This window comes from Abyssisolibacter fermentans (assembly GCF_001559865.1).
Classification (GTDB): Bacteria; Bacillota; Clostridia; order Tissierellales; family MCWD3; genus Abyssisolibacter; species Abyssisolibacter fermentans.
Window position 1 is genome coordinate 1 of record NZ_LOHE01000078.1, and the last position, 12,670, is coordinate 12,670.

Consider the following 12,670-nt stretch of genomic DNA (forward strand, 5'->3'; position numbering starts at 1 on the left):
CAATAATTATTTAATATTATAATGCCCAGATTATTAATAGAAAATTAAATACTCTACTGTATCCTTCTGATTATAACAAGGCGAAAGATGTCCATTAAATGGCAGGCATACTCGGTATGCCTGCGAATTCACTGAAATCTTCTAATTCAGAAACTTACAGCATATTATCGAGAGTTATACGAATAATCAGGGTAATAGTATATGAAATATGGACAAAAAAAAAGACATCATAGATGTCCAGAAAAAAATTAGGTAATTATCTAACGTTGTTAGCTTCGACAACAGTTTATTAAATTATACTATATAATGATACATTTGTAAATATTTTTTAATATATTTAAAAATCTTTATAAATTATAACATAAAAATGTCGTTTTATGTTTTTCATTCTACATTTTATCAGGTGCTTGTATTCCAAGAAGTCCTAATGCTGTTTTTATAACATTCTTAGTACAATATACTAATAATAATCTTGCTTTTTTAACTTCCTCATCCTCTACTAATATTGGACAATTATGATAAAATCTATTAAACGCTTGAGCTATATCTACTAAATGTCTTGTTATGAAAGATGGTTCATTTTTTTCCATTGCATCTAACACAACTTGTGCGAATGATTGTAACAACCTAACTAGATTTACTGCTTCTTCGTTAGTTAATAATGAAAAATCAACTTCACTGCTAACGTTTATTTTAGATTTTTCCAACACACTATTTGCCCTAGCATGTGTGTATTGAACATATGGACCTGTTTCTCCTTCAAATGTCAAAGTTCTATCCCAAGAAAACGTGTAATCTTTAATTCTGTTATTAGATAACTCTTGGAACATTATCGCTCCTATACCTACTTGTTTTGCTACGTTTTCTTTATTTTCTAAGTTTGGATTCTTGTTTGAAATAATATCTTTTGTTTTTTCAACTGCTTTTTTTAGTACATCTTCTAAGAAAACTACTCTTCCTTTTCTTGTTGACATAGTTCCTTCTTCTAAACTAACCATACCAAATGGAACATGTATACAATCTTTTGCCCAATCATATCCCATCAATTCTACTACCTTAATCCATTGTTTAAAATGTAATGCTTGTTGAGCTCCAACCACATATATATTTTTGTAAAAATCATAAGTATCTTTCCTATATTTAGCTGCTGCTATATCCCTTGTCATATATAATGTGGAACCATCACTTTTTGTTATTAATGCTGGCGGCATATTATATGACTCTAAATCAACTATCTTTGCTCCTTTTGAATCTTGTAATAATCCTTTTTCATTTAATATATTTATAATCTCAGGCATTTTGTCTGAATAGAAACTTTCTCCTGCATATGAATCATATTTAATATTTAGCATATCATATACTCTTTCAAATTCTTTTAAACTAACTTCTCTAAACCATTTCCATAAAGCATATGCTTCTTCATCTTTATCTTCTAATTTTTTAAACCAACCTCTAGCCTGATCATCAAGTTCTGGATCTTTCTCAGCTTCTTCGTGAAATTTAACATAAATTTTTAACAATTCAGGTATTGGATTTGCTTCAATTGCTTCTTTATTCCCCCATTTTTTATATGCAACTATAAGTTTACCAAATTGTGTTCCATAGTCTCCTAAGTGATTTATACTAATAGCATTAAAACCTAAAAATTTATAGATATGAAATAATGAATTACCTATTACAGTACTTCTTATATGACCTATATGGAATGGTTTCGCAATATTTACGGATGAAAATTCAACTATTACATTTTTTCCTTCTCCTACATTTGTTGATCCAAATTTTTCTTTTTTCTCAAATGCATCATTTAAAACTCCTTCGACTAAAAGCTTTTTGTTTACAAAGAAATTTACGTATCCACCTTTATTCTCTATTTTTTCAAAATACTCATTTGCTTCAAGTTTTTGAGTTAGTTCCTGAGCTATAATATTTGGTGATTTTCTAAAAACTTTAGCTAATTTAAAACAAGGAAATGCATAATCACCCATGTCATAATTTGGCGGTACCTCTACCAATTCTTCTAGCTGCTCAATACTCATTTCTTCTATTTCATCATTTAATGCTTGTGATAATTGTTTTTTAAAATCAATCATTTTTATTACCTCCTATATTAAATATAAATCCAGAATGGATTATACTCGCTCAAAATCAAAATTTTAATTTTTTGCTTTTTTAATCTTTTGCATTGTTTTTTACTATATTTTTGTATTTTTATATTTTTATATTTTTATATTTTTGTTTCTCTTTTTTAATCATTTAAGCAGAATTTCGCCATTTAAACTCTCATTTTATTTAAATGAATTAAAATGAGTGAAGTTCAAGGCATTATTATAATTTGTAACTCAGACTCATCCTTCCTCTGAGTAAGCGATTCACTCCAAATTTAAATTTGGGTTCTCTGCTTACATATATGAGCGTATTATGATGTAGCTCACTACTCGCTTCGCTCCTAGGAGTAAGTGATTCACAGGAAATCTTAGATTTCTGTTCTCTACTCATGATTAGTCGTGAAAAAACTTATGAAACTCCTACTCATTCTTCGTATGAGTAAGCGACTCACTCAAAATCAAAGATTTTGGTTCACTGCTTAACGAAGAAATTCGCCAATAAACTCTCATTTAATTTAAATGAATTAAAATGAGTGAAGTTCAAGGCATTATTATAATATGTAACTCAGACTCATACTTCCTCTGAGTAAGCGATTCACTCAAAATTAAAATTTGGGTTCACTGCTTTCTAACTCTTTATTTATATATTTTTTTTATCATACATAATTTTTTATCAAAGCTTAATGTCTGAATTACTGTAATCATCAGCTGTAACTCCTACTCACTTTGTTCCTAGGAGTAAGCGACTCACACCAAATCATAGATTTGGGTTCGCTGCTTAACGCAGAAATTCGCCATTTAACTCTCATTTAATTTAAATGAATTAAAATGAGTGAAGTTCAAGGCATTAAATTTATCACGGATATGAGCGTATTTTTATACGTAATTAGTCGTGATAAATTTAATAACGAAGAAATTCGCCATTTTAATTTATTTAAAAAACTCTCGTCTCCGCATTTATACATACAGAGACGAGAGTTCAATTTTCCCGCGTTACCACTCTTATTGATACATATATATATGTATCCACTCAACAATTTTAACGCAATTAACGGTATACTATACTTTATTTCCAGTATACTTCTCCAAGGCTCTATTCAAATACAAGTGTATATTGAGCTCACACCAACCTCAACTCGCTTAAAATTGACTTGTAATTTACTATTCTTTTCATAGAATTTATCGTGTTTTTTAAGAGTATATCATAAAATATTAACATATTCAAGAAATTTTAATCATTACCCTTTTTACTTATCTGTAAAAAAGTCCATATTATATTCAAATTCTTTTGTCATATCTATACCATTCAAATTTTTAATAGTTTCACCTTGAATTTTAAATGCTACCTTATCAATATCTTCAAAAACTGCAACTGTATTTATAACTCCTGCTAATGATAACATTGTATTGTATTCATCTTTTTTCATACCCTTAACAAATCCGTTTGATAAATCAACTATTGCTTTATTACCATCTATTTCTAAACCTAATAGTTTTGTTCCACTAGGAATTGGAGAAATCAATCCATTAAATTCACCAAAAGATATTAAATGTTCTACAGCTATTTCTTTTACTGTTTTTGTCTTTAATCTTTCATCATTGTTTTTAATAGTCATAGTTTGACTTGCAATATTAGGATATCCTTTTTCTTTTAAAAATAACACGTATTCAATATCTTCTACTTCACTAGTATCGTCTTCAACATTATTTTCTTCACCTTGATTATCTGTTTCTTCACCAATCTGGTTTTCATTATTAACTTCATCAACTGGATCATCACTTGAACATCCAACAACTAATGACATACAAAGTATTATTGCTACAATCAACACAAGTAACTTCTTCATATTTTTCCTCCTATTCATTATAAATTTCCATATAATTTTCTTCATTGTAAATTTTAATATTATTATCAGAAAGCAAATGAGCAGTTAAGCCATTTCCTGTCACTGTTGCACCATTAAAATTTCCATCATATACTAAGCCATAACCACATGATGGACTTCTCTGTTTTAATATAGCTATATCAGCTCCTATAGATTTTGCAAACTTCAAAGTCTCTTTTGCACCTATTTCGAATTGTTTAGTTACATCATTTCCTTTACAATCCTTTACTTTTATCTCGTTGTTTTCTTTTATAATTTCACTTGGATTTCGAGGTGTTGTTAATCCTCCCAATTGCTCTGGACAAACCGGTACAGCTTTGCCTTCTTTTATTAGATTTACAATATCCTCTATTACTACGCTTTCACCATTGTATCTACAATTAATTCCTGCTAAACATGCACTGACTAGTATCATTGTTGTCAACCTCCAATATTACTTTAACTCTACTACTGTAACACCTGTTCCTCCTTCACTAAATTCACCTTGTCTATAGCTTTTAACATGCTTATGTTTTTTTAATAATTGTCTTACTCCTTGTCTTAATACCCCTGTTCCTTTACCATGTATTATAGTGACTAAATTCAAATTAGATATATAAGCATCATCTAAGTACTTATCCACATCTAAAATAGCTTCTTCTACAGTTTTACCTCTTAAATCAATCTCAGTTTTAGCATAAGAAGTCTTTTTAGCAATAAATTTTCTTGTTGATTTTTGTATTTGCTCGTTTTCCTCATCCTGTGTTATTTGAAGATTTGATATATTGACATTTACTTTCATTATACCAACCTGAACTGTCAGATTTCCATTCTCATCTGGTAATGATATTACTGTACCTACCTGATTCAAGTTAACTATTCTTACAGTGTCTCCAACAGATAAATTCTTAGGTGGTTTATAGTTAGGTACATTCAATACTTCATCAGTTAATTCAGTATCTATTTTATCTATTTTAATTTTAAGTTTTTCTTTTGATTCCTGTAATCTCTTACTCTTCTCTTTTTCTATTTGTACTGATAAATCTTTTATACCTTTTATAATATTATCAGCATCTTCCTTTGCTTGAGATAATATTTTTCTAGCTTCTACTTTTGCTTTCCTTTGAGCATCTCTTTTTATTTTTTCTATTTTATCTTTTTTATCTAACAATTCTTCTCTAAGAATTTCCACTTCTTTTTTAAGAGCTTCTGATTCTTCTCTATTTTTCTCAGTAATAGTTCTATCTTTTTCAATGTCAGTTAGTATATCTTCAAATTGGATGCTTTCATTTGAGATATGTTTTTTGGCTTCCTTTATGATGAACTCTTGAAGTCCTAACTTTTTAGAGATTTCAAAAGCATTTGATTTCCCTGCAATTCCTATTAATAGTTTATATGTCGGACTTAACGTTTCAACATCAAATTCAACAGCTGCATTTTCGACATTATCATTGCTTAAAGCATATAGTTTTAACTCGCTATAATGTGTAGTCGCTACAGTTCTTATTTTATTTTTATTTAAGTATTCAAGTATTGATATAGCTAATGCTGCACCTTCTGTCGGATCAGTCCCTGCTCCCAATTCATCAAACAATACTAAACTATTGTCTCTTACTGAATTCAAAATATCTATAATATTTGTCATATGAGCTGAAAATGTACTCAAGCTTTGCTCTATACTTTGCTCATCTCCTATGTCTGCAAATACCTCTTTAAATATATTTATTATACTTCCTGAAGCAGATGGAATATGCAATCCTGCTTGAGCCATCAAGGTTAATAATCCCATAGTTTTTAAAGTTACTGTTTTACCTCCTGTGTTAGGACCTGTTATTACCAGAGAAGTGAATTCCTTCCCTACATAAATATCTATTGGTACAACAGCTTTTTTATCTATCAAAGGATGTCTTGCTTTTTTTATTGAAACATACCCTTCGTTATTTAATTTTGGTTTAATTGCATCCATATCCAATGCTAATTTGCCTTTTGCAAATATAAAATCAATTTTACCTAATAATTTTACATTTGTGCTTATTTCGTCAACTACTTCTGCTATCATTGCTGACAATTCGCTTAATATTCTCTTTATTTCTTCTTCTTCTTCTAATCTTAACTGATTTAATTCATTATTCATATTTACTATTGCCATTGGCTCTATAAAAAGCGTTGCTCCACTTGAAGATTGATCATGAATAAGACCCGGAAACTGTACTCTATATTCTTGTTTTACAGGAACAACAAATCTGTCATTTCTCATTGTGACTAAACTTTCTTGTAAATATTTTTTGTTTTGTGTTGAATTTATTATTGAAGACAATTTGCTTCTAACTGATTGTTTTTTTGTTTCTATTTTTCTTCTAATACTTCTTAATGTACTACTTGCATTATCAGATATTTCTTCTTCACTTATAATTGAATTAAATATACTATCTTCTATACTTTTGTATTCATTCAATTCTTCAATATAATTCTCAATGATGTAATAACTCGACTTTTTGTCAGCTTTATCATTTTTTATAAATGATTTTAATCTTCGTGAAACTCTTAATAAATCAGCTGTATTAAGTAGTCCTCTTGGTGATAAAACTGCTCCAATTTTAGCTCTTCTAAGTTCATTGCTTATATCTCTAATTCCACCTAATGGAGGATTACCTCTTTTAAGTAGAATATTCATAGCTTCATTAGTTTCTTCTTGCATTGACTGTACAATTTCAAACTCTGAAGAAGGTTCTAATTTGCTAACCATGTCTTTTCCTAAACTGGATTCTGCTTTTTGTTGTAATTTATCAATTATTTTATGATATTCTAATACTCTTAAAGCTCTTTTGTTCATAAAACTCTCTCCTTATAAAACACCTCTATAGTAATGTCCTTTAGTAATGTCTATACCTTTAGCTTTTAGTTTTTTTACAAATTCTTTGGCTTCATTTCTATTTATTAATCCATTGATATAATCATAATATATAGCTTGTATATCTTTAATCATATCGCCGTTTTCTATAGTAAAATCTAATCTATAATAATCAATCTTACCTTTTAATAATTCATCTAAATATTCCAACATCACTAATGGTTCACTATTATAGATAGTAGTGTAATTATATTTTCTAAATAACGGAAATACTTTGCCTTTTCTATCCTTTAATCCTAATTCACCATTATTTTTACACAAACTGCAATTATTGCTACCTTTACATTTTGTATATATTGCTATAGGGCAATATTTTGTAACCATCATTGGATAGTATCCATAAACAGTTGTTTCACAATTGTTTTCTGTTTTGGAAGCTATTTTATTTACCTGATCTAATTTTAACTCAGATGATAAAGTGAAACTATCTGCTCCATAATCTTTTAGAGCTTTTATAGAATAATTATTGAAAATATTAAATCCTGTATCACAATGAATACTATGTTTACTATTTTTTAATAATTTTAATGCTCCATAGTTTGATACACTTATCCCATTAATATTTTCTACTAAGTTTATATTTTGTTTTAGCTTTTGAAATTTATCATTAGTAATAATTCTATCAGTTTTTAGATAAACTTCTATATTTTTCTCTTTTAATTTGTTTATATATTTATCCAAACCATCAAAGTAGTTTATATATAATCTATCAACCTTTGATAAATCTAACTGTTTCAATTGGTATTCATTATTGATAGATATTGATAATCTCTTCAAACTGCTATCTATCCTAGATTTCAATTTAAACATATCTGATTTGTTAACTTCATTAATATCAATAAAATTTCGTTTGTTAAAATTAGAATATAAGACTTCCAGCTTTTCTATAGCACTTCTTCTCAAGTAATTCAATTTGCTAACAGGCATAGCTATATTATCATCCATTGTAATATCTATTGTATTTAATTTGAAAATACTATCACTTAATTTGCTAAGCTGTTTTATTACAATTTCCTTAGAAATTGGTTTATTAATAGCTTCTTCAACTAAATAATCACCTTCAATTGTAACATAATTATTGTCATCATCACAAGCTGTTAAGATTGGTTTTAAGCCTTTTTTTAATTCAATGAAGAAGCTTACAGTTTTCATTTTGTTAACTTTTTTATCTTTAAAAGTTTCTTCTGCTCTTTTATTTAATAAATAGTCTGATGTCTTCATTACTAAACAGCCATTATTTATACCTTGTATATATGGGATTTCTGCTACTTTACCTCTTGTTACAGAATCAACCTTTTTACCTTTTAAAAACAATCTATCAACTAATATACCTTTATTTTCTAACCCATTTATTATAAATTGTATCCCATCACCTTTGTGTAAATCTTGTTGCAATTTTATAGCTATATAGCTACCTTTTTTAACACTAACTATAGTACCTAAATAAACACCTTTATTATTAGATCTGTCTAATGAAATTATATCCTTAAATTCTTCATTAAAAAGAAATCCTTTTGTAAAACCTCTATTAAATATTTGTTCTATTTCTTTCATATCTTTTTTAGAAACTTGTCTATTTTTGTCTTCATATAATACCTTATCTAAAGCTTTTCTATATTTATTTACTACTATAGCAACATATTCTGGTTTTTTCATTCTACCTTCTATTTTAAGTGATGTAAGACCTGAATTCACTATATCTTCCATGTGCTCTATGGTTTGTAAATCCTTTAAGCTTAATAAATACTTATTAGATAAATTTGGATCAATAGTGTTTTTTGATTTTAAGTTAACTAATGTGTATGGCATTCTACATGGCTGTGCACATCTTCCTCTATTGCCACTCCTTTGTCCAATTAAACTACTCATAAGACATTGCCCTGAATAGCTAACACAAAGAGCTCCATGAATAAAACCTTCTAGCTCCAATTCAGTCTTACTTTTTATCTCTTTAATTTCATTCATAGATACTTCTCTTGCAAGTACTACTCTTTTAAAACCCCAATCTTCTAAAAACTGTACCCCTAGATAATTATTAATAGTCATTTGTGTACTAGCATGTAATTCTAAATTAGGTAAAACTTTTTTTATAAGACTTATTAAGCCCATGTCTTGCACAATAATAGCATCTACGTCGATATTATATAAATATACTATATAATCAATAGCATCTTTTAATTCATCATTATTAAGTAAGATATTAATAGTCACATATACTCTTACTCCATTTAAATGTGCGTAATTTACAGCTTGTTTAAGCTCTTCTTCATCAAAGTTTGATGCATATTGCCTAGCATTAAATAATTTTCCTCCTAAATATACTGCATTTGCTCCGTTTTTTATTGCTGCATATAATGATTCTATACTACCTACTGGTGCCAATATTTCAATGTCGTTCTTCATATCTTCCTCCCAAAAAATCTATTTCAAGCTGTTATCATATAGTTTTTTTAGTTCTTCTAACTCTTTTTTTGTCTGTAACATTTCTACATGATTTTCAAATAATTTATTTTGAAGTTGACTTATTATCTGATGACATTTTTCAAGTTCATCTTCTTTAAGCTTTAATGACTCCTCTTGATGCTTACATTTCTTTTCATATTTATTATTTTCATGTTTTAACAATTTATTACTCTCAGAATAATTTTTATTCTCCTCTGTTAGTCTAGTAAATTCTTTGCTATAATATTCTAGTTTCTGTTTTGTAGATTTTAGCTCATCTAGTGGTTCTTTTACTTCTACTTTTAAATTATTTAATTCTTCGTCTATTTTATGCAATTTGTCAGCAATAGTAAATGCAGTCAAAGTAGCTGCCATTGATTGACCTAACTTGGAATTTTGCGATATTATATCTCTCATAGTTTGATCTACGTATTCTGCAATCAACTGAATATATTCTTCTGGTTCATTTCCAATAACAGTATAATCTTGCCCATTTATTCTAACTATGACTTTATTTTTTTCAGTCATATAAAAACCTCTCTTTCAAATCTAGCAATAATTTCTTTATTCATATATATTTCTTGCAACATACATACTTTTCCTGCTACAAATCGTATTTATAGCTATTTTTATAACAATGGAAGCAATTACGTAGTAATTGCAACACACCGTTTCAACAAGGCAAAAGATATGCACACTACCTGTTAAATCTAATCGATACCCTCCACCTATAGAGGTGGGAGACATCTTATGCCTTGTTTTAATTATATAACATTTAGATTATTAATGTATAGTTATATAGGTCTATTATTTTTCAAAAAAGGATATTCCTACTCATTCTTTGTTAGAAGAAATATTCCACATAGTTTACTATTTATAATTAATATTTAATTCTATGCTAAAAAAAACTAGCTCATCAATTTATGAACTAGTTCTTTTTATTTATCTTAATTTTGCATCTAACTTATCTGCTAATGCATCTAATATTTTCTGATGAACACTTGTAATATCTTCATCTGTCAATGTTTTTTCATATGATCTATATTTTATTGAATAAGCAACACTTTTTTTATCCTCTTGTATTTGTGAACCTTTATATATATCGAATAATGTTACGCTTTCAACAAGCTTATTTCCGTTTTCAATAATAACTTTTTCAATTTCTTTAACCATTATATCGTCATTTACTACTAAAGCAATATCTCTAGTTATCGCTGGATATTTAGGTAACTCTTTATATTTTTTGTTCATATTACTTAATAAAGCAAGCATCTCAATATCAAGCTCAGCTATATATACTCTCTCTTTCATACCATAATTACTTAATACATTAGGATGTATTTCCCCAATTATACCTAGTACATGATTATTTTTTATAATATTACCTGTTCTTCCCGGATGGAATGATTTATGTTGTTTTTCTGGTTCATATTCATAACCTTCAATCCCAAGCCTACTTAATAATAAATCTACAACTGATTTAAGCTGATAAAAATCAACTTTTCCATACATACCTAATGTTACTGTAGATGCTTCATAAGGTAATGATACTACTTCTCCTTTAGGTATAAATAATTTACCAATTTCATAAATAGATGCTTTTTCTACTCCATATTTATAATTTCTTGATAAAACCTCCATAACATTAGGTATAAGAGTAGTTCTCATTACACTGTAGTCCTCACCTAAAGGATTAAGTAATTTGACACTGTTTCTTTTTATACTTCCTTCTGGTAAGCAAATTTTATCATAAGCTTTTGGACTAATAAATGAATATGTTGTAATTTCATTTAAGCCAACACCTGTTAAAAAGTCTTTTATAAGATCTTCAATTGTTCTAAGAGTAGGTTTTTCACCTTTTGTTAATGTACCAATTAAAGGTTTTGTCTCTATATTATGATATCCATATATCCTTCCAACCTCTTCTATTAAATCTGCTTCTATATTAATATCTTGTCTAAATGAAGGTACTATTGAATGAATAATCCCATCTTTTAGTTCTGATTTTAATTCTAAACTATTTAATATTTCAAGCATTTTGTCTGTTCTAATTTCTGAACCTAAAAGCTTATTAGCATTAGCTGGATTTAATACAACTATTTTTTCTTCAAATTTATCATCACATGCATCATAATGTCCTTTTACCACTTCACCAGCACCAAGCATTTCTATAAGCTGACATACTCTTAAACAAGCTATTTCAGATAAGCCTGCATCTAAATCTTTTTCGAATCTCGAAGAAGCTTCAGTTCTTAATCCTAATTCTTTAGCTGATAATCTAATGTTTCTACCATTAAAGTTTGCGGATTCAATAATGATTGCATTTGTATCATTAGTAATTTCACTGTTCTCTCCACCCATTATACCTGCTAAAGCTACAGCTTTTTGATTATCTGCTATTACTAACATAGAATTGTTTAATTTTCTCTTTGCACTATCTAATGTAGTAATTTCTTCATTTTCTTTTGCTCTTCTTACAATAATTTTCTTATCAGCTATCATTTTAGCATCGAAAGCATGTAAAGGTTGACCATATTCCAACATAACATAATTTGTTATATCAACTATATTATTTATAGGTCTCATTCCGCAGTCAATAAGTCTACTTTGCATCCAAGCAGGAGATGGTCCTATTTTAACATTTTTCACTACTTTAGCATAGTATCTTTTACATAAATCATTATCAATAATTTGAACACCTTCAAGATATTCTTTGATATCGCCTGCTTCTTTTTCAATATTTATTTCCCTAATATTCATTTTCTTGTTTAAAGTAGCCGCTGCCTCTCTAGCCATACCAACTATACTTAAACAATCAGGTCTATTTGGTGTTATTTCAAACTCTATAACGTGTCCTTTTAGATTTAAGACATCTTTTATATCAGTTCCTAGAGGATATTCTTTATTTAGTATATGTATACCATGCTTCTCGTCTTCAGGAATACACTGTTGATCTATACCAAGCTCACTCATGGAACACATCATACCTTCTGAAACTTCTCCTCTAAGCTTTCCCTTTTTAATTTTTATTCCACCTGGTAATCTTGCACCAACTAAAGCTACAGGTATATAATCTCCTTCTTTAATATTTTTAGCTCCAGTAACTATTTGAAGTTCTGTATCTCCTACATCTGTAGTAGTTATAACTAAATTATCAGCATTAGGATGCTTTATTATTTTTTTTATCTTTCCTACTACTACTTTTTTTATGCCCTTGTCCTTGTCTATTAAAGAATCAACATGCGAACCAGACATAGTCAATTTATTTGCAAGCTCCTTAGCATCTATATCAATATCAACATAATCTTTTAACCATGAAACAGGTACTAACATTACACACACTCCTT

The 12,670-nt window shown here is 28.3% G+C and carries 7 protein-coding genes and 1 other annotated feature; all 7 genes read right to left on the bottom strand.

Annotated elements, in window-relative coordinates; genetic code table 11:
- Positions 1–389: 389 nt before the first annotated feature.
- Positions 390–2,087: an arginine--tRNA ligase gene (gene argS / locus AYC61_RS15145; RefSeq protein ID WP_338026063.1), complete on the bottom strand. Its 1,698-nt coding sequence runs from the start codon at positions 2,085–2,087 to the stop codon at positions 390–392.
- 982 nt (positions 2,088–3,069) lie between these two features.
- Positions 3,070–3,288: a binding site (T-box leader), on the bottom strand.
- Positions 3,289–3,352: 64 nt separating this feature from the next.
- On the bottom strand, positions 3,353–3,952 hold the full coding sequence (locus AYC61_RS15150) for a GerMN domain-containing protein (RefSeq protein ID WP_066504236.1): 600 nt from the start codon (positions 3,950–3,952) through the stop codon (positions 3,353–3,355).
- A 10-nt stretch (positions 3,953–3,962) separates the two neighbouring features.
- Complete coding sequence (locus AYC61_RS15155; RefSeq protein WP_066504238.1) at positions 3,963–4,406, bottom strand: 2-thiouracil desulfurase family protein; 444 nt, start codon at positions 4,404–4,406, stop codon at positions 3,963–3,965.
- 18 nt (positions 4,407–4,424) lie between these two features.
- Positions 4,425–6,803 carry an endonuclease MutS2 gene (locus tag AYC61_RS15160; protein WP_066504240.1) on the bottom strand — a complete coding sequence of 793 codons (2,379 nt, stop codon included), beginning with the start codon at positions 6,801–6,803 and terminating at the stop codon, positions 4,425–4,427.
- A gap of 12 nt (positions 6,804–6,815) precedes the next feature.
- Positions 6,816–9,284, bottom strand: a complete 2,469-nt coding sequence (locus tag AYC61_RS15165) for a U32 family peptidase (RefSeq protein WP_066504241.1) — start codon at positions 9,282–9,284, stop codon at positions 6,816–6,818.
- A gap of 18 nt (positions 9,285–9,302) precedes the next feature.
- Positions 9,303–9,851: a cell division protein ZapA gene (locus tag AYC61_RS15170; protein WP_066504244.1), complete on the bottom strand. Its 549-nt coding sequence runs from the start codon at positions 9,849–9,851 to the stop codon at positions 9,303–9,305.
- Between the two features lie 414 nt (positions 9,852–10,265).
- Positions 10,266–12,656 carry a phenylalanine--tRNA ligase subunit beta gene (pheT, locus tag AYC61_RS15175; RefSeq protein WP_066504246.1) on the bottom strand — a complete coding sequence of 797 codons (2,391 nt, stop codon included), beginning with the start codon at positions 12,654–12,656 and terminating at the stop codon, positions 10,266–10,268.
- Between the last annotated feature and the right edge of the window lie 14 nt (positions 12,657–12,670).

Bases quoted from the DNA above. Each gene is read 5' to 3' on its own strand.
- AYC61_RS15150 (WP_066504236.1), bottom strand. From the start codon at position 3,952: ATGAAGAAGTTACTTGTGTTGATTGTAGCAATAATACTTTGTATGTCA.
- AYC61_RS15155 (WP_066504238.1), bottom strand. From the start codon at position 4,406: ATGATACTAGTCAGTGCATGTTTAGCAGGAATTAATTGTAGATACAAT.
- AYC61_RS15160 (WP_066504240.1), bottom strand. From the start codon at position 6,803: ATGAACAAAAGAGCTTTAAGAGTATTAGAATATCATAAAATAATTGAT.
- AYC61_RS15165 (WP_066504241.1), bottom strand. From the start codon at position 9,284: ATGAAGAACGACATTGAAATATTGGCACCAGTAGGTAGTATAGAATCA.
- AYC61_RS15170 (WP_066504244.1), bottom strand. From the start codon at position 9,851: ATGACTGAAAAAAATAAAGTCATAGTTAGAATAAATGGGCAAGATTAT.
- pheT (WP_066504246.1), bottom strand. From the start codon at position 12,656: ATGTTAGTACCTGTTTCATGGTTAAAAGATTATGTTGATATTGATATA.